Source organism: Winogradskyella arenosi (assembly GCF_003337305.1).
GTDB classification, from domain to species: Bacteria; Bacteroidota; Bacteroidia; order Flavobacteriales; family Flavobacteriaceae; genus Winogradskyella; species Winogradskyella arenosi.
The window spans coordinates 314,581-333,306 of record NZ_QPJO01000001.1; the positions used below are offsets into that span (position 1 = coordinate 314,581).

General features: G+C 34.4%; 16 protein-coding genes. 5 read left to right on the plus strand and 11 right to left on the minus strand.

Features of this window, described 5'->3' with window-relative positions:
* On the plus strand, nucleotides 1-663 hold the full coding sequence (locus tag DFQ08_RS01300; protein WP_114307989.1) for an HD domain-containing protein: 663 nt from the start codon (nucleotides 1-3) through the stop codon (nucleotides 661-663).
* A 39-nt stretch (nucleotides 664-702) separates the two neighbouring features.
* On the opposite strand, the gene DFQ08_RS16065 is transcribed toward DFQ08_RS01300, so the two are convergent.
* Nucleotides 703-876 (minus strand): hypothetical protein, encoded by a 174-nt coding sequence (locus DFQ08_RS16065; protein ID WP_181858344.1) that lies wholly within the window; start codon nucleotides 874-876, stop codon nucleotides 703-705.
* 15 nt (nucleotides 877-891) lie between these two features.
* Nucleotides 892-1,770: an AraC family transcriptional regulator gene (locus DFQ08_RS01305; RefSeq protein ID WP_114307990.1), complete on the minus strand. Its 879-nt coding sequence runs from the start codon at nucleotides 1,768-1,770 to the stop codon at nucleotides 892-894.
* A gap of 266 nt (nucleotides 1,771-2,036) precedes the next feature.
* Between DFQ08_RS01305 and DFQ08_RS01310 the strand changes: the two genes are divergently transcribed.
* The 3 genes from DFQ08_RS01310 to DFQ08_RS01320 all read left to right on the plus strand — a co-directional run bounded on the left by DFQ08_RS01310 (nucleotide 2,037) and on the right by DFQ08_RS01320 (nucleotide 4,968).
* Complete coding sequence (locus DFQ08_RS01310) at nucleotides 2,037-2,594, plus strand: hypothetical protein (RefSeq protein ID WP_114307991.1); 558 nt, start codon at nucleotides 2,037-2,039, stop codon at nucleotides 2,592-2,594.
* A 657-nt stretch (nucleotides 2,595-3,251) separates the two neighbouring features.
* The gene (locus DFQ08_RS01315) at nucleotides 3,252-3,809 is read left to right on the plus strand and encodes a hypothetical protein (protein ID WP_114307992.1); all 558 of its coding nucleotides are present in this window, start codon (nucleotides 3,252-3,254) and stop codon (nucleotides 3,807-3,809) included.
* A 598-nt stretch (nucleotides 3,810-4,407) separates the two neighbouring features.
* On the plus strand, nucleotides 4,408-4,968 hold the full coding sequence (locus DFQ08_RS01320; protein ID WP_114307993.1) for a hypothetical protein: 561 nt from the start codon (nucleotides 4,408-4,410) through the stop codon (nucleotides 4,966-4,968).
* A gap of 63 nt (nucleotides 4,969-5,031) precedes the next feature.
* Here the strand turns inward: DFQ08_RS01320 and DFQ08_RS01325 are convergent, their stop codons facing one another.
* The 9 genes from DFQ08_RS01325 to hemH all read right to left on the minus strand — a co-directional run bounded on the left by DFQ08_RS01325 (nucleotide 5,032) and on the right by hemH (nucleotide 14,986).
* Nucleotides 5,032-6,105: a PA0069 family radical SAM protein gene (locus DFQ08_RS01325; protein WP_114307994.1), complete on the minus strand. Its 1,074-nt coding sequence runs from the start codon at nucleotides 6,103-6,105 to the stop codon at nucleotides 5,032-5,034.
* Between the two features lie 140 nt (nucleotides 6,106-6,245).
* Entirely contained in the window at nucleotides 6,246-7,115 is an 870-nt protein-coding gene (locus DFQ08_RS01330; protein WP_114307995.1) for a TraB/GumN family protein, read from the minus strand.
* An 82-nt stretch (nucleotides 7,116-7,197) separates the two neighbouring features.
* A complete protein-coding gene (locus tag DFQ08_RS01335) occupies nucleotides 7,198-7,596 on the minus strand; it encodes a hypothetical protein (protein ID WP_147269427.1) in 399 nt (132 codons plus the stop codon).
* Nucleotides 7,597-7,815: 219 nt separating this feature from the next.
* Nucleotides 7,816-9,522, minus strand: a complete 1,707-nt coding sequence (locus DFQ08_RS01340; protein WP_114307997.1) for an AraC family transcriptional regulator — start codon at nucleotides 9,520-9,522, stop codon at nucleotides 7,816-7,818.
* A gap of 8 nt (nucleotides 9,523-9,530) precedes the next feature.
* Nucleotides 9,531-10,313 (minus strand): enoyl-CoA hydratase/isomerase family protein, encoded by a 783-nt coding sequence (locus DFQ08_RS01345; RefSeq protein WP_114307998.1) that lies wholly within the window; start codon nucleotides 10,311-10,313, stop codon nucleotides 9,531-9,533.
* A 119-nt stretch (nucleotides 10,314-10,432) separates the two neighbouring features.
* Nucleotides 10,433-11,842 (minus strand): sensor histidine kinase, encoded by a 1,410-nt coding sequence (locus tag DFQ08_RS01350; protein WP_114308645.1) that lies wholly within the window; start codon nucleotides 11,840-11,842, stop codon nucleotides 10,433-10,435.
* Nucleotides 11,843-12,035: 193 nt separating this feature from the next.
* Nucleotides 12,036-12,584: a CopD family protein gene (locus DFQ08_RS01355; RefSeq protein ID WP_114307999.1), complete on the minus strand. Its 549-nt coding sequence runs from the start codon at nucleotides 12,582-12,584 to the stop codon at nucleotides 12,036-12,038.
* Between the two features lie 12 nt (nucleotides 12,585-12,596).
* Entirely contained in the window at nucleotides 12,597-13,949 is a 1,353-nt protein-coding gene (locus DFQ08_RS01360) for an MATE family efflux transporter (RefSeq protein WP_114308000.1), read from the minus strand.
* Nucleotides 13,949-14,986, minus strand: coding sequence for a ferrochelatase (gene hemH / locus DFQ08_RS01365; RefSeq protein WP_114308001.1), 1,038 nt, complete (start codon nucleotides 14,984-14,986; stop codon nucleotides 13,949-13,951). The genes DFQ08_RS01360 and hemH overlap by 1 nt, the downstream gene beginning before the upstream one ends.
* A 220-nt stretch (nucleotides 14,987-15,206) precedes the next feature.
* Between hemH and DFQ08_RS01370 the strand changes: the two genes are divergently transcribed.
* A complete protein-coding gene (locus tag DFQ08_RS01370; RefSeq protein WP_114308002.1) occupies nucleotides 15,207-18,722 on the plus strand; it encodes a TraB/GumN family protein in 3,516 nt (1,171 codons plus the stop codon).
* The last annotated feature ends 4 nt before the right edge of the window (nucleotides 18,723-18,726 follow it).

Here is an 18,726-nt window from a genome sequence, read left to right on the forward strand (position 1 = left end):
ATGAATACAGACAAAGCGCTTATTGAAGCCACGATTAATTTTGTAAAAACCGAATTAAAACATGCCGAAGGTGGCCACGATTGGTTTCATATAGAGCGTGTTTATAAGAATAGTTTGCTCATTGCCCAATATGAAGCGGTTAACCTAACTACAGTAGCTTTGGCTGCTTTACTTCATGATATTGCAGATCCTAAATTTCATAATGGTGATGAAACGTTAGGTGCAGCGGTGGCACGTACTTTTCTAAAAACACAAAACGTTGATGAAGATATGATTGTGCATGTGACAAATATTATAGATCACATGTCTTTTAAAAATTCTTTTGATACGGACAAGAACGCCTTTAGTTCTAAAGAAATGGAGGTTGTACAAGATGCCGATCGCTTAGATGCCATTGGCGCCATAGGGATAGCCCGTTGTTTTAATTATGGTGGATTTAAAAACAGAGCGCTTTACAATCCTGAAATTGAACCTAACCTTAATATGAGTAAATCTGAATATAAAAATTCTGATGCTCCAACCCTTAACCATTTTTACGAAAAACTACTGTTGCTTAAAGACCAAATGAATACCAAAACAGGGCAACAAATTGCCTTAGAACGCCACCATTATATGGAAGGCTTTTTAAATCAGTTTTTGGCAGAATGGGAAGGTAAAAAATAAAAAAGTGCGATTTTGACATGTCAAAATCGCACTTTTTGTTTAACTCTCTCGCGCGACTTCTAAGGCGGTTAATTTATATTCTATTTTTGCCATCTCTTCGCCATAATGTATCACTTCATCTGCAGTGAGATTTTGACGAGAATTAACAGCAGCCAAAATAGCCTCGCCTTGCTTTGTATAATACGCTATTGCGTTTTCAATTTTATCATCCATAGCGATGCTGTCTTTTTACTGTACCATTAACTTCAGTTCTCCTCGATATTTAGAGGCACTTTTACCTGTAAACTCTTTAAAGAGTTTATTGAAATGCGAAAAGTTATTAAATCCACATTCAAAACTTATATCAGCAATACTCATTTGACTTTCAGATAAGAGTTTTGTAGCATGTACCACACGGTATTCATTAACTAACTTAGTAAATGTTTTCCCAGTAACCTTTTTAAAGTAACGGCAAAAGGCCGGCACCGTCATACTTACTTTATCCGCAATTTCATCTAAACTGATATGCTCTTTAAAATTCTGGTTTACATGTTTAAAGATAATATCAATCTTAGCACTATCTTGAGGTTCTGTTTCAAAAGCAAAACCATCTGCATTTAGTATGGTATAATCCTCAGATTTTGCCAATCCATGTAATACCTCTAAAAGGATCAGTATTCGTTTAAAACCAGTTTTCTCATTGAGTCTTTCAATTTTCTTACCGAGTTTTAATTTGGTCTTTACACCAAATAAAATGCCTTTCTTAGAAAGTTCAAACAACTTATTAATCGCTTCCATTTCAGGAATATCAAAGAAATGATCACCTAAAAATTCAGGTCTAAACTGCACTAATGTTTCAGAACCATTAATGGTTAAACGGTCTGTAAACCCATTATGAGGCAAATTAGAACCTATTAATAATAACTGGCTATTATTAAAATAAGACAGGTGATTACCGATATGGCGTTTACCTTGTCCTTTATTAACATATACCAATTCAATCTCTGGGTGAAAGTGCCAATAGGGCTTCACCTCTTTTTTATACGCATCTATTTGATGCTTTCGTACCAAAATAGAGCTACCAAATTCTGGACTTATTTTCTCTAACGTAGGCTTTCTTGTATTCATAGTCTAATAATTACGGCAAAGTTAAATCTATTCAAAATGAAAACCTATAGAAGATTACCAATAATATATACATAATTATCCTAATATCTCATTTATAACCCCTATTAGGTTAATTATGTATATAAACATGCCAAAATCCTTGTTTTACATAACCTAAACCCACTCTATCTTTGTCATGTTGAAACATCTTAACTAAATGTTTAATAGTCAGTTATAACTCAAAACATCTTTTTAAGATTCAGCTTAACCCAAAAAAAAGGAACATTATGAAAACATTATTCAAAAACATTTTAGTATTAGCAGTGATGTTAGGAACATTCACAAGCTACGCCAACACAACATTAGAGGCCGTACCAAGTTTTAATGATGTGAAAAAAGGAAATTCAATTACCGTAACAGATGCGGAAGGTGCTGTTGTATTTAGCGGATTGGTCAATTTTGATGGGGACATTAATACCTTATACGATTTCTCTCAGCTTCATGATGGTGTCTATGTTATAGAAATAAATAAAGCTTTTGAAATTGAAGTTAATACTGTTGAGATTAAAAACCACCAGGTTAACTTTATTAACCAAAAAAGTGAAAAGATCTTTAAGCCGGTATTTAGAATTGAAAACGACCGTGTGATCATTTCAAAATTAGCATTAAACACTAATGAAATGGAAGTGCAACTGTATTTTGAAAATGAATTAATATATAATGAAATCGTTAATGGCGATGATATTATTAATAGAGTTTACAAACTTGATAAAACTATTAAGGGCAACTATACCGCTGTGGTAAAATCTAACTACCGTCAATACGTAGAAACATTCCAACTATAGAGATTGTTGTTTATAAATAAGTTTATATTGCTGAAAGTGGGCTCCTAAGAGCTCACTTTTTTTATACACCTATTTGGCGCTTTAGGATTAAAGATCGCGAAAGCCCCGAAGCCTGTGATTAGATACTTCTATATAGTATAATCAGAAATCAGTATTAAACTTCCTCCTCCTAGTCCTTATTATAAGCGTCCTTATAATATGGTCGCTATTTCACAGCTATTCACCGCGTTTGGCATCCCCTTTATATTAAAGACGTCTTTCACGTTTTATTACATCCTTATAAATACAATAGATCTATAAAGAATAAATCGATTAGGCTTATAACTCCAAATTTCTACACATCTTAACCTAAAGAGTAACTTATATAAAACTCACAGTTCTATATAAAACAATTGAATGCACTACTGTAGGAAAGCTGAAAATATCAAAACCTATGGCAGATTACCACCAATATATACTATATTAACCCGATATATAAACCACATACATCAATGGGTTAATTATGTATATAATTGTGCCAAAATGCTTGTTTTCTTGCATCTAAACCCACTCTATCTTTGCCGTGTTGAAACATCTTAATTAAATGTTTAAAAGCAAATTATAAATCAAAACCCAAGTTTTTTTTAAGATTCAACATAACTCAAAAAAAGAAAAATTATGAAAACATTATTCAAAAACATTTTAGTATTCGCAGTGATGTTAGGAACATACACAAGCTACGCCAACACAACGTTAGAGGCTGTACCAAGTTTTAATGATGTAAAAAAAGGAAATTCAATTACCGTAACGGATGCTGAAGGTGCTATTATATTTAGCGGATTAGTTAATTTTGATGGTGACATTAATACCTTATACGACTTCTCTCAGCTTCATGATGGTGTTTATGTTATTGAAATAAACAAAGCTTTTGAAATTGAAGTTAATACTGTTGAGATTAAAGACCACCAGGTTAACTTTATTGACCAAAAAAGTGAAAAGATCTTTAAGCCCGTATTCAGAATTGAAAACGACCGTGTGATCATTTCAAAATTAGCATTAAACACTAATGAAATGGAAGTACAACTTTATTTTGGAAACGAATTAATCCTTAATGAAACTGTTAATGGTGCTGAAATTATCAATAGAGTGTACAAACTTGATAAAAAGATCAAAGGTGATTATACTGCTGTGGTAAAATCTAACGATCGCCAATACGTTGAAACATTTAGATTATAGATTGTTGTTTATATATAAGTTTATATTCCAAAAAGTGAGCTCTTAAGAGCTCACTTTTTTTATGCTTACATTTTAAGATCTCCTGATTAAAACGAACACAGAAGCATTTACACTACGATATGATGACCTAGCATCACCAAAGCTTAACTACCAATCTACGCTGTAGAAAGTTTTAGTCATTCCCTATTCGTCTTGTTTCTCATAGTAATTCCACAAATCGTATTCTGCTTTATTATTCGCCCTACCCAAAAGCTCTATTTATCCGTTTGTATTTTTCAATATATATAGAGACCAACCCCAAGGATTAAAGCCATTTTATACATCAAAGGAAGACTCCTACAAAATAGACCCCAAAAAGTTTAGGGTATCCGGAAAAAAAACTGTGATTTTACAAAATTCAACCTTAAATAAAACCGCAAAAAAAGCTTGAAAATTCAAAACCTATGGCAGATTACCACTAATATATGCTAAATTAACCCTAAGAAAAACACCTAACAGGCATTCGGTTAATTTTGTATATAAATATGACAAAATCGTTGTTTTCAAACCTGAAGATGCCCTCTATCTTTGCCTATATATTTACATACCCTTATAGATAATGAAATTATTAATTAAAAACCTATTTATACTAGCTGTGATGTTCGGAACATTAACCAGCTACGCCAACGAAACTTTAGAGGTTGTACCAGCGTCTAACTACGTTAAAAAAGGAAACTTAATTTCTGTAGCTGACGCTACCGGAATGGTGATTTACAGCGGAACTGTTAATTATACAGGAGCACTAACTTCTCTTTTCAATTTTACACAATTAAAAGACGGTCAGTACACGGTAGAAATCACTAAAGACTTTGAAATAGAAATCAATACTATTGAAGTTAAAAATCACTTAGTGTCTTACTTAAACGCTAACAGAAAAGTCATTTTTAAGCCCGTAGTAAGAAAAGAAAATTCAAAAGTTTTAATTTCAAAATTAGATTTAGAATCCGATGATAGCATGGATGTTGAACTTTACTACGAAGGAGATTTAATTCTTTCTGAAACAGTAAAAGGAAGTAAGATTTTAAATCGTGTGTACCAATTAGACGAATCACTTAGAGGCAATTACACAGCCAGAATCGTGTCGAATGACAGAGTGTTCGTCGAGAATTTCAGAATATAGATTGTTGTTTATATTAGTTTATTTAGTTCAAAAAGTGGGTTGTAGAGAGCCCACTTTTTTTGTTTAAAAAAGTTTCAACTGCCCGTCTTTATAGCTTTCATGTAAAGCAGTATTTAACGGCGGCATCGCTTTATTCTTGAAGTATTTAAGCCGCGCCAACCTTACCATATCATTAATTTGCTGCGCTATTTGCCCTTCGCCATGCATTCGCTTCCCATAGTCGCTTTCATTGAGCGTCCCACCATGACAACTTTCAATTTGGTGTAATACTTTAGCCGCCCGATCGGGCATGGTTTTATGAATCCAATCCGTAAAAATTTCACCTATAGCACCGTTTAACCTAACTATAGTATGGCTAATCCCAAAAGCCCCCGCGTCTGCCACCGCTTTTGCCATTGGCAATATCTCATGACTATTAATAGAAGGAATAATGGGAGCCAACATCACATTTACAGGAATCCCTTGATCACTCAAGGCTTTTACAACTTGAAGTCTTCGTTTAATAGTTGCTGTTCTTGGCTCTAAAACACGCCGTGTTCTTTCAGATAAAGACGTTATGGAGATATTTACCGCAATAAGATGATCTTCTGCTAAAGCCTTTAATATTTCTATATCACGTAAGATTAAAGCGTTCTTAGTAATAATACCAACCGGATGTTTATACTTTAGAAACACTTCTAAGCATTGTTTAGTCAATTCAAATTGCTGCTCGGCAGGCTGATAACAATCGGTATTTCCAGACATTACTATGGTTTGGGCTTTCCAACTTTTCTTTTTTAAATGCGCTTCTAATAATTTTGGCGCCTCTTTTTTTACCAGTATTTTTCGTTCAAAATCTAAGCCGGCACTATACCCCCAAAATTCGTGTGAATTCCGAGCATAACAATAAATACAACCATGCTCACATCCTTGGTACATATTCATAGAATAAGCCATGCCAACATCTGGACTAGTTACTTTATTCACAATAGTTTTAGGAAACACATTGAGATATTGCGTTTTGTTTTTATCTGCAATTTCCCCTTCTTTTTCACAAAACTCTAAGAAATCATCGCGTATTTCATGAGACAATTCAAAAAAACGGTTGTGTATATTTTTTTGGGCGCCACGCCCTTTTATTTTCGATTTAAAATCCATTGTATAAAATTATTAGGAAAAGGGATGGGTCGTGGCTACAGGTTGTAGTTTTAACGGAATAGATTTAATTTTTTACAAACCCAAAAAAGCCCTTAATTATTAAATTAAGGACTTTTTAAATAGGATTGCATTGGCACTTATTAATCTAAAATTGGCGTTACCGTATAACCTGCTTTTTTAAGTAAATTAATAACCCCTTTATCGCCACCTAAATGAGCACCTCCTACAGCATAAAACACTGTATTATCTTTAGAGTAAGCTTCCATTTTAGGAATCCACTTAGTGTTTCTATCGTCTAGAAAACGCTTCATGCCTTCAGCGTCATCATGCATATAGTCATCCATAAAATTATACATCTCATCTACATCTTCAGCAAGATAGTATTGTAATAACTGGTTGTAGAGCATTTCATTATTTCCATTATCCACCATTTCAACTAAAGTATCAATCTGCTCTTCATAAGGATCTTTTTCAAAAACATTTATCTGATCGGCTACATTTTCTAAACCACTCACCTCTTTGTTTGCTGCTTTAGCCATATTAACCAGGCTCATCTCGTAACTCTCAAAAGGACCATCTCCAATAGAGGTCATTGCTAATACAGACATTAACATCATTGGTTTAAACCTATTGTAATTATTAACACCTACACCAGTCTTTTCCTTTAAATACGTGTCTAACGTTTTAAATTCAACATCCGACATATAAGATTTTAACGATTCACCTTCTTTTAACGCTATTAATTTCATAAACTCTGCATAGTAATTAGGGTCATCCATATCAATTTCTAGCACCACTTTTTCTGAAGACTCAAAAGCTTTTTGCACTTTATCTTTTAGAATAAAATCCTTTTTAGGTATTCTATGTATAGTACCAAATAGATAAGATGTTTTAATATTATCGCCTTCAATTTTCCATAAAATAGATTTAGGATTATTCTGGGCGGCAATGCTAAATGTGGTTACAATAAATACAACAATGACGAATGCGATTTGATTTAATTTTCTCATAATTTTAATTTTATTAAGGATTTAGTTTAATACTGTTATTAAAGTTTCTATTATTAATTTGATCAGGATTATCATATTTCTTCTAAATTTCTAATTGACCGTTTTTTATTGTAACTGTTTCGTGCCTATCGTCAGAAATAATATCTAGGCTTATTAAGTTGAAGTTTTTAAGAGATTCAACATCGTTTACTAACAATTGATGAATGCGATTGGCTTCTTTTTGTAAGGATTCGTATTTGCAGTTAATTAAACTGAAACTTACGTGCGCTACAGAAAACCCTTCTGTTTTAGAATACTGCACTCCTTTAGAATACATATCCTTTGAAATACTGTCGCAATTACAATGAGTATTTAAAGAGGCTTCAATTTGATTTACGGTGATTTCATCAGCCGAATGACTATCATAAAAAGCACTAAAAAGACCTACTAAAAAAGCCCCTATAAGAATAATAACTGAGATGTAAATGATTCGTTTTTTCATTTTTAAAAGAGATTTAATTGGTTTGTGATTGTGAAACCAAAGTACCTTTAAAAAAACGCACAAAACAAAGGAAGCATACCCAGTTTTAGAAAAATAGGGTGTGAAAAACATTATTTAAAATTCTGATTTTTAAATAATTAAAACAAAAGCAAGTAGTTTAACTGCGTCTACATAATGAAGTCCCTAAATTTATAAATTTAGGGTAAAACTGAAGGAATTTTAATCTAAAGTATTCAACTTTTTAATGTAGAATGATGGATTTAATCCGGTTTTCTTTTTGAAATATTTAGTGAAAGAATCGGCACTTTTATAGCCTACTTCCTCAGCGATGGATTGAATGGAAAACTTTCTAAAACGTGTATCAGTTTTAAGTTTTAAAACCGCATAGTTAATTCGTAAATCGTTGATATAGGTATTGAAATTTTTCTGGTAATGAGAATTGATTACTTTAGACAAGTACGACGTATTTGTTTTTATTTTCTTAGCAACATTATAAGAATTACAATCTTGTCTTAAAAAATATTCTTGTGCTTCTAATTTACGTAAACCTTCAAGAATCTGATTTTTGGTTGTTTCATTTATATCCGACGGATTGTCTTCTGGCACCTCATCTTTTACATGATCGCTAACAGAGGCCACATGGTTTTCTGCATTTACCTTTTCTAAAAGCATTTTAAATTTTGCTTCATTTTTCTTTTTAAGCCTACTGAATCTAAAAAGAAAAATTAACAGAATAAGAATGATTACAACAGAAACTGCAACACTATATTTAAAGCTATTCTTTTCAGAATTTATGGCATCCAATTCGGCCTCAAAAGCTTTTAACTCTTGCTGTTTAAAAACCCCCACCACCGTATCTTGAATTTTATTAAGTGCTTCGGTAGTAAGAATATATTTTTCAAAATAAAAATTAGACTTTTCTATATTACCATTGTATTTATAGGCTTTTGCTAACATTTTATAATGGTCTTCCATAAAGCCTTCTTCCTCTTCAGAAACATGGTAATTATCTAATCCTTCTTGCAGAATTTTCTGGGCTTTTGCATACGCTTTTAAACCTATATACGCTTTACCATAAAGTCCGGAATAAACTAAAGATTCCAATTCACTAATGGGCAAACAATAGGTCTTTGAAGTTTCAAAATTAGAAAGTGCTTCGTTGTACTTTCCATATAATAAATTAACCTCTCCTTGCGTTCTGTACAGCCTTTTTGTAAGACAACTATCCTTTACAATTCTATTAAAGGTTATAGCTTGGTTTACATAGGCTTTAGCAGAATCTTTTACTTTAGATTTAATATAAGCCTGACTTAAATAATACAATGTAACTACTTGCTGTCTTAAATTGCTTTCAGTTGCAGAAGGGGTACGAACTAAATCTTGTCGTTGACTTATATCTAACGCCTGTTTAAGATATGTTATAGATGCTTCCCTATCGCCAACAAAAGATTTCACAAAACCCAATTGCATTAAAACGGCGCTTTCTAAATCCAATTGGTTTTGTTTTTTTGCTAACGCCAAAGCATGGGTTTGCATTTCCATGGCTTTACCAATACGTCCTTGAAAAAAATAACTACGTCCAAGTTTATAGGTAATTGCAGTCAACTCTTGTTCTAAAACATCTGTTGTTGCTAAAGCAAACATTTGCTCTTGCTCTGCTTTAAAAGCATCAAAATGTCTTAAATTTATTTGAAGATTAATAAACTTAGATAATCCTCGTATTGTTTCTTTTGCATTAGACTCTCGTTCTGCTTTTTCTATGTAATACGCAATTAACGTTTCTGAAAGCTCTGGGTTTTCTAGATAGCTTTTATCAATTAAACTAGAAAGATTATCGTAAGATTTTAAACTCAGTGTATCGCGCTCTTGACCATTCAAACAGAGGATGAATAGCGAACAAACAAAAACGAAAATTACTTTTTTCATTAAGTAGATTACTTCCCTGGAAAATCAGCTTTACGTTTCTCTAAGAATGCGGTAGTCCCTTCTACAAAATCTTCCGTACCAAAACAATTTCCGAAAGCTTCAATTTCTACCTCAAAACCATTAACACCAGCTTCATAATTGGCATTAATAGCATTAATAGCTTCTGCAATAGCTACAGACGAATTGCGCATAATTTTACTTGCAATTTTTTCCGCTAATGGTAATAATTCATCTTGAGGCACCACGTGATTCACCAAGCCGTAATTTAAAGCTGTTTCAGCATCAATCATTCCTGCAGTCATCACCATCTCCATAGCTCTTCCTTTCCCTACTAATTGTGGCAAACGCTGTGTACCACCATAACCAGGAATAACTCCAAGAGAAACTTCTGGCAAGCCCATTTTAGCATTAGCACTCGCCACTCTAAAGTGTGCCGCCATTGCTAATTCTAAGCCTCCTCCTAGTGCAAAACCATTGACAGCAGCAATAACTGGTGTACTTAAATTGGCTACAAAATCGAATAAAAGCTTATGTCCTTGTGCAGCTAATGCACCACCTTCTTCAACACTAAAATCAGCAAACTCGCTAATATCTGCTCCTGCAACAAAGGCCTTTTCACCACTTCCAGTAACAATAATAACCTTGGTATCAGCATCGGTATTAGCCGCATCAAAAGCTTCGTGTAGTTCTTGAATAGTCGCTTTATTTAAAGCATTTAATTTTTTAGGTCTGTTAATTGTAATGGTGGTAATTCCATTTGAATACTCTGATAAAATATTGTCGTAATTCATAATAACGTATTTGTATTCCCCAAAAAGCAGGAATCTTATTAATTATATTTAGTTATAAATGAGGTCTAAATAGCTTTCTATCTAGGTTCTTGTCCTCATTACTTTAGTTTAAACGTGGTTTAATGCTTCGGAAAAGCAACCGTAAAAATAGTGCCTTTACCAAGCTGAGATGTAAAGGTAATACTTCCGTTATAAGTTTCTACAATGTTTTTCACCATCCCTAAACCTAAGCCCATACCACTAGATTTGGTTGTGAATTTTGGCTCAAAAATCTTAGATTTTGTCTCTTCCGCTATTCCTGAACCATTATCTTCTATAGTGATACTCACCTTATCTTGTGTACTAAAAACACGCACCACAATCTTTGGCGCTTCTGCCGTATCTGGAATTGCCTGTATACCATTCTTAACCAAATTGGTCACCACTCTAATGAGTTGTGTACGATCGAATTTCGCGATAATTTCTTCTGTTTCGGGATAAAACTCAATATAATCTTCATTAAAAATATCGAGAGCCATTTTTACAATCAGCACCACATTGAGCTCCTCGCTTTTTTGCGCAGGCATCTTGGCAAAGTTTGAAAATGCAGATGCAATAGAACTTAAGGTATCGATTTGCTGAATTAGGGTATCACTATACTCTTTTAATTTCTGATGAATATTCTTGTCTTCCGGATTAAACTTACGTTCAAAACTCTGAACAGTTAATCGCATAGGGGTCAGCGGGTTTTTAATTTCATGCGCCACCTGTTTAGCCATTTCTCGCCAGGCTTGCTCACGCTCATTGGTGGCCAATTTTACGGCACTCGCCTCTAATTGATCAATCATGCTATTATAAGAGTTAACTAAAGTCTCAATCTCTTCACTAGAGGCCTTTATTTCAATTTTTTTATTGCGCTTTTCTAAACGTGTTTCACTCATTTTATCGCTAATGGTTTTTAACGATTTGGTAATAAATTTAGAGATTAAATAGGCAAATATTATGGCCACAAATATTAACACCAAATACGCATAAGCCAAGCGCAATAAGAATTCTTTAAGCTCTTTATTGAAAAAGTCGTCATTCTCTAAATAGGGCAAGTTTAAAATGGCAATGTTTTTAAACTTCTCATCCATAATATAGGTATAGGAGGACTGAAAAGTATGTCCAGCCACCTTATTTTTAATTACATAACGATGCTCTAGGGTATTGGATAAAACATTGAGTATTTCCGGATCTAGACAACGCTCTTCAGCATCAATTTGCAAGGTCCGCTTAGAACTTTTTAACAACTGACCATCAAGATCATATAATTTAATTTGAAGGTTATGAATGGCATCAATTTCAAAAATTTCATCTTTAAAAATTAATGGAATATTTTCTGTGGTGACCGGATAGGTGGTTTCCCTCAGGACAAAGCCAATACTTTGCTGTATTGCTCTTTCTTTACGTTGTAGGCGCTCTTCATGGTAATCTTTAGCTTCTTCCCTGTATTGATAAATGGTAACCGCAGCAATTAAGCCTGAAGCTAACAGCACCAAAAGAATCATATTGATAATAATTCGGGTTCTTAAGGATAAACGTTTAATCATTCTGATACTACCGGTTTAAAGCTATTGCTCTGCTAATTTTAATTACAAGTTTTAAAGATAGCAATAATCAATCCAAAATAAGACCCCAAGAACCTTCAGTTTAAAATTAGGGTGTTAAGTTCTTAAAACACGTTTTGCGCTTCAGAAAACGTTAAGCATCCGGATTTTTAGAACGTATATTTTTATAAAACTTAAACCCAAGCATTAGCAAAAAGGCCAATACAAATAAGCCAATCACGCCAAAAATCCAATTCAAGGCACTTTTAAGGATCACAAGGAAGACCACTGCAAAGAGAATAAAGGTTGCCCCCTCATTCCATATTCGCATATAACTAGAAGTCACTTTAACCTCATCGTTTTGAAGTTGTATAAAATAGCGATGGGTTTTGTAATGGTACAAAAATAAGAGCAGTACAAAGAGTAGTTTTACATGCATCCAACTTTGTTGCAACCAAACCGGACTTAAAACCAATAATAGTATTGCAAATAAGGTTGCTAAAATTGCTGAAGGCCATGTTATAATATACCACAAACGTTTCGCCATAAGCTTTAGCTGTTTGCCTAAAATTTCCTTTTCTGGTGACGGTTTTTCAGAAGCTTCTATTTGATATACAAACAATCTAGGAATGTAAAACAACCCGGCGAACCAAGTAATTACAAAAATAAGATGAAATGATTTTAGGTAATTATAGTAATCCATCATACAATACAATTAGACGGTTTTAGGAATGAGATTCTTCCGGATTTCCCGATTTAAAAAATAACCTGTCACTAGTGTTGAAAGCACATCGGCAATAGGAAATGACACCCAAACGCCGAGTTCCCCATAAAACTGGGGTAAAATTAATATTAAAGGAATAAAGAAAAACCCTTGTCGAGTTAAAGTAAGGAACAAGGCAGGTTTTGCTTTTCCGATAGCCTGAAAATAAGCGGCACCAATAAGCTGTAACGCAATAATAGGTGTGGCTGCAAAGACCCAACGCATGGCCATAGGCGTTTCATTAAGCACCTCAACATCTGAGGTAAAAACTCTAGTAATAGCCTCTGGAAATAACATTAACACCACAAAGATAAAACTCGCTAAAATGGCGGCGTACTTTATAGCAATATTAATGCTCTTACGGACGCGGTCAAAATTTTCAGCACCGTAATTAAAACCAGCTATAGGCAGAAAACCTTGGGTAACGCCCAATACCGGAAATAAGGCAAACATAAGCATACGCCCTACAATAGCATATGCCGTTACCGAACTGGCCCCACCTAAATTGAATAAAATATTATTCATAAACAGATACGTCACGCTCACCACGGCCTGCCTTGCTAAGGTTACAAAACCTAAAGCCGCAATTTCTTTTACGATAGGCCTATCGAGGCCTAAATGTGCAAAACTAATTTTAAGCTCCGATTGTTTAGAACTAAAAAACCACAGCATATACCCAAAAGAACACCCATAAGACAGGGTTGTTGCCCATGCTGCTCCCGCCATTCCGTAATCTAAAAGATTGATAAAGATATAGTCTAAAAGCAGATTCCCTACGGAAGGAATCATCATGGCATACATGGCAAATTTGGGTTTCCCTTCGGCTCTAATAACATTGTTTCCAAGCATAGAAAAGGCCAACATCGGAATGCCATAAAGCACAATTTTATAATACACCTTTGCGGGTTCAAAAATGGCGCCTTTTCCACCAAAAAGTAATATAATATCATCCACATAGTAGAGCCCTAAGGCTACAATACTTGTGGTTAAGAGTAAGACTAAGGTAATTTGATTCCCGAAGGTTTTTAAAGCTTTCTCATAATGAGAAGCCCCTAAAGCTCTAGAAATAATAGAGGCTCCTCCAATTCCCACACTCATTCCTAAGGCGGCAATAAAAAAGGAGACCGGAAGCACAATATTGATGGCTGCAATGGCAATAACTCCAATCCATTGACCTACAAAAACCGTATCCACTAAAACATTAAGCGACATTACCAACACCCCAATCGATGCTGGTACGGCCTGCTTTATCAGTAATTTCCCAATAGGTTCATTGCCTAATGCTTCTGACGATACTTTGGCCATTAAACGTTTTTTGTTTCAGGTGTCGCCCATTCTTTTACAATACTACTCAGCACCTCAGCAAAATCATCACGTTCATTAAGACAAGGAATAACGGTAAATTCTTTCCCTCCCATTTCATGGAAGATTTCTTCGCCTTCCATGGCAATTTCTTCTAAAGTCTCTAAACAGTCACTAACAAAAGCCGGAGTTACAATGGCCATTTTTTTAATGCCCTCTTTCCCCATTCGTTCAATAGTACGATCTGTGTATGGTTTTAGCCATGGATCAAAGCCAAGTCGTGATTGAAAGGTTGTAGAATACGTCCCGTTCTTTAAGCCTAACTTTTTAGCCACGTTAACTGTGGTGATTTCACATTGATGGCGGTAACAAAACTCATGTTGTTTGCTTCCTTTTTTGAAACAACATTTTCCATTCATTTTACAATTACCATTGGTAATATCACTTTTACGGATATGGCGCTCAGGAACTCCGTGATAACTGAAAAGAATATGTTCGTAATCAAGATCATTCAACACTTCTCCGATACTCTTTGAAAGCACATTGATATAATCTTCACGTTTATAAAAGGCTGGTGTACGTGTAATGGTAACTCCCGGAAAATGCTCAGCCACTAACTCATCAACTTTAACGTCAATCGTTTCTGTTGTTGCCATAGCAAACTGAGGATACAATGGTATGGTCTTAATTTCGGTACAGCCCTGATCTACCAATTCTTGAAGTCCTTTTTTTATAGTCATACTACCATAGCGCATGGCCAACGCCACAGGGTAATCTACCTTTTGCTGTACTTTTTCTTGCAAACGCTCTGAAAGCACAATTAAAGGCGAACCCTCTTCCCACCATATTTTCTGGTATGCCGCTGCCGAGGCTTTAGGCCTAGTATTTAAAATAATACCCTTTACCAATAAGGTTCTTGCCACAATAGGTAAATCAATAACCCGCTCGTCCATTAAAAATTCTCCTAGATATTTCTTCACATCTTTAGGACTTGGACTGTCTGGCGAGCCCAAATTGACTAATAATATTCCTTTTGCCATAGTTTTCTTTTTCCCTTACAAAAATACACTCTTAATATAATACTTTCTAATGGTTGGTATTGCTTTTATTTATCCTGCTATCTTCAAAATTTTTGTTAACTTTTAAGCTATCCATAAAAAAATGAATAGATTTAATCGCTATATGAGTTAGCGTTCACCAAATTCTACCTCACAAGGTATTGTATTTAGATTGCTTGACGCCTGCCACTTAAATTATATTATGAAAAACATCACATTTATATTTCTAGCGCTCAGTTCTGTTTTAGGTTTTGCACAACAGCAATACCAAAGTTTACTTTGGGAAATTACAGGAAACGGCTTAGAACAGCCTTCTTACCTCTACGGCACTATGCACGTGAGTAAAAAAGTAGCCTTTAGACTCGATGATGTTTTTTATAAAGCCTTAGCCCAAAGTGATTGTATTGCCTTAGAGTCTGACCCTACCACATGGCCCGGCTTTAACTACAATATTATGCTTAGCCAAATGGCCGCTTATAACGATTATAATGATGATTTTTATACCAATGCCTTTAAATTAACCCACCCTGAAGAAATGGCCATCCGTGGTGCTGTACGTATGGATAACAATGCTGTAAACGCTTATTTATACCGCAAAAATACCGCCTCAGATAATTTTGAAGAAGAAACTTATTTAGACATGTTTATTTTTCAGGCCGGAAAAAAGAACAACAAAAAAATATATGCCTTAGAAGATTTAGAAGAATCACGATACCTTACTACTAAAGCGGCTTATAACGCCAATAAAAAAGAGTTAGAGCCTTGGATTCAGAAACTTTACGCCAAAGAAAATCCCTATTTAATTCAGGAAAACTTATACCGTGACCGAAACTTAGACCTCTTAGATTCTATTGGTGCCGGAGTAAACACGCCGTTTTTTAGAAAAAACATGCTTTATATCCGTAATGAAAATATGGTCATTGCTCTAGAAAAATTAATGCCTACAAAATCTGTTTTTGCAGGTGTTGGCGCCGCTCACCTTCCGGGAGAAAAGGGGATGATTAACCTTTTACGACAACAAGGTTATACGGTAAAAGCACTAACCTCTGAGCAAACCAACTATAGCAAATTAGAAAAGACCAAATTAGATAGTCTTTTTATTGCCCCAAACCTCAAGACTCATAGCACTCCCGATGGTTTTTTAAGCCTTAATACTTATGACGAATTAAGGGAATTCTCTTATGGAGGCCAAAAATATTATCTCGATCCAGACATGACTAATGGGGCTTATTTAACCGTGAATAGAATAAGCCGATTTCAGTATTTACCCAACGAAAAATCTAACATTACTTTAGACGTCATAGACCGTTTATTGTATGAAGATATCCCTGGAGACATCATTAAAAAGAAAGCGCTAACCACACCTTATCCTGGAATAAGCATAGTGAATAAAACGAAGAAAGGCGAATTTCAGAAATACCATATTTACCAAACGCCTTTAGAAATTATTATCATAAAATTTGCAGGTCGCAGTGACTTTGTACTTAAACATGAAGGTGCCATTTTTAACAGCTTAGCACTAAAAACACCTGCAGACAACATGCAAACCTTTACGGCTCCGCAACAAAAGTTTCAAGTGCGTTTTCCTGAATATTACATTTCTAGTAACCTCCATAATTTTGGTAAAAAATTAATTGAAGGCTATAAGGATGATGCGTATTATTTTTTAGAAGAAGTAGTACTCAATGACCTCTCTTATATTGAAGAAGATAGTTTTGAGGCCAAATACTTCCATCATGCACTATATAAAAATTACAAGTTAAAAGAAGCTAAAGGTGGCTTTAAAGCTGGCGATTACAAAACTTATGAATCTTATGCCATTTTAGATCCAAATACCAACAAAAAGCTCCACCTTAAAACAATAGTTAAAGACGGCAGTTATTATTTATTGGGCTATGTAGGTGTCAATGAGGCCGACAAATCAGCTTATTTTAAATCTTTTAAATTCAACAAAACCACCTACAAAAACTTTGAAAAGGTCACAGATACTACTTTACATTTCACCGTTAAAACCATAGGCAAAGCCCCCTTACCGAATCCGTATAATTACAACTATAACGGCAATGGCAACACCAAGGCTTACGAGCAAACGGTAAATGAAACCGTGTATACTACGGATGCCAATGAACAGATTACGATCTCTAGAACCAAATTTCATGATCTGCAAATGTTTCATAATGTAGATAGTCTTTGGAAAAATTTAGAACAGAAAATCAATGAGAATTCAGCCTATTACAATACCGGTAAGACCTTTAATATTGGAAATCGTTCCACTTCAAAAACCGAATCTACCTATACCCATAAATTTACCTATTCCGATTCGGCTAGTGCCAAACAAGTATTGGTTAAAAATGTTTTAAAAGAAGGCGTACTTTATGAACTAAAGACGCTAGTTGACTCTATAAGTGGACCTTCAACATTTGTTACCGAGTTTTATGAATCTTTTACACCGCAAGACACGCTTTTAGGACAAAACGCATTAAAGGATAAGACACCTTTATTTTTTGAAGCCTTAAGAGCCAACGATAGTATTGTTTTAGAAGCCTATGACTTGGTGAAATTTAAAAAACACAACAGTAAAGACCTTATTTCTGTTTTAAAGACGTTTCCGTTTGACAAAAATCAGCTCAATATAAAATCGCATTTGGTAGAACAACTGATTAAGATCGATTTAAAAAACAATTTAGACTTTATAGAACAACTGTATCTCGATAGTTACTCCGATCCGCAGACGCAAAGCTCTATATTAGAAGGCCTACTAGATTCTAATAAAAAAGCCTCTTATAAAATTGCTTTAGATCTTATGGAGCGCGATTTACCATTAGGGAGTGTAAGCAGTATGTTTTACAACTACACGGGGAAAGATTCTTTAGCACTTAAAGCTTCATTATTTCCAGAAATCTTGGAATACTCTACCATAGAAGAGTACAAACAACCTTTATATATTTTGCTTGCCAAGGTGAAAGATAGTGGCTTAGTGAAACTAAAAACCTATAAAAAATACAAGAATCAGTTGCTTAACGACGCTAAAATGGAAATAAAGCGCACCTTAGGAAACAGTAATAATTATGGCTACAATTCATATTCTCATAATTTAGCCACCTATGTGCGATTAATTTTCCCCTACAGAAGAGAACGTAAGGCCCAAGATTTCTTCGAAAAACTACTCAATGTAGAAGACAGCAATGCCCTTGTAAAGTACTACGTCTTATTAACAAAAGAAAACGAAGCCATTCCGCAGCAATTAAAAGAAAAGTTGGTTAAAGATGAAGACAATCAATACCGATTATTAGAAGAATTAGATGACGCCAAACTTTTAAATACCATCAAACCTATTGGCATTAACCAACAACAATTTGCCAAATCTAAACTCTTGTCGGAGGCCAATTATGAAAAAGAAAAAGACTCTATTGCATTTCTTTTTAAGCGCAACTTTATAACCGATAAAGGTAAAAATGCCGAAATCTATTTCTTTAAAATCGACAAGGATGATGAGTATTCTGGTAAAACAGAGGCCTTGCATTACATTTCTTTTATTAAGCCTAAAAATCCAAATCAATTGGTTGTAGATAACTATTCGAAATCTGAAAATTATGGAACGCTAGTAGACAAAACCAAAGAAATAGAAGAACAGTATGCCGAAATCATGAATTTAACCATCTATAAAGACCGAAAACGTGTTACAGCTAGTAATAACGATGGGTATTATGATTATTAGAAAT

Coding starts and splice junctions, on each gene's coding strand:
- DFQ08_RS01360 (WP_114308000.1), bottom strand. CDS start 13,949: ATGGCCAAAGTATCGTCAGAAGCATTAGGCAATGAACCTATTGGGAAA.
- DFQ08_RS01370 (WP_114308002.1), top strand. CDS start 15,207: ATGAAAAACATCACATTTATATTTCTAGCGCTCAGTTCTGTTTTAGGT.
- DFQ08_RS01315 (WP_114307992.1), top strand. CDS start 3,252: ATGAAAACATTATTCAAAAACATTTTAGTATTCGCAGTGATGTTAGGA.
- DFQ08_RS01325 (WP_114307994.1), bottom strand. CDS start 6,105: ATGGATTTTAAATCGAAAATAAAAGGGCGTGGCGCCCAAAAAAATATA.
- DFQ08_RS16065 (WP_181858344.1), bottom strand. CDS start 876: ATGGATGATAAAATTGAAAACGCAATAGCGTATTATACAAAGCAAGGC.
- DFQ08_RS01300 (WP_114307989.1), top strand. CDS start 1: ATGAATACAGACAAAGCGCTTATTGAAGCCACGATTAATTTTGTAAAA.
- DFQ08_RS01345 (WP_114307998.1), bottom strand. CDS start 10,313: ATGAATTACGACAATATTTTATCAGAGTATTCAAATGGAATTACCACC.
- DFQ08_RS01335 (WP_147269427.1), bottom strand. CDS start 7,596: ATGAAAAAACGAATCATTTACATCTCAGTTATTATTCTTATAGGGGCT.
- DFQ08_RS01355 (WP_114307999.1), bottom strand. CDS start 12,584: ATGGATTACTATAATTACCTAAAATCATTTCATCTTATTTTTGTAATT.
- DFQ08_RS01330 (WP_114307995.1), bottom strand. CDS start 7,115: ATGAGAAAATTAAATCAAATCGCATTCGTCATTGTTGTATTTATTGTA.
- DFQ08_RS01350 (WP_114308645.1), bottom strand. CDS start 11,842: ATGATTCTTTTGGTGCTGTTAGCTTCAGGCTTAATTGCTGCGGTTACC.
- DFQ08_RS01305 (WP_114307990.1), bottom strand. CDS start 1,770: ATGAATACAAGAAAGCCTACGTTAGAGAAAATAAGTCCAGAATTTGGT.
- DFQ08_RS01320 (WP_114307993.1), top strand. CDS start 4,408: ATGAAATTATTAATTAAAAACCTATTTATACTAGCTGTGATGTTCGGA.
- hemH (WP_114308001.1), bottom strand. CDS start 14,986: ATGGCAAAAGGAATATTATTAGTCAATTTGGGCTCGCCAGACAGTCCA.
- DFQ08_RS01340 (WP_114307997.1), bottom strand. CDS start 9,522: ATGAAAAAAGTAATTTTCGTTTTTGTTTGTTCGCTATTCATCCTCTGT.
- DFQ08_RS01310 (WP_114307991.1), top strand. CDS start 2,037: ATGAAAACATTATTCAAAAACATTTTAGTATTAGCAGTGATGTTAGGA.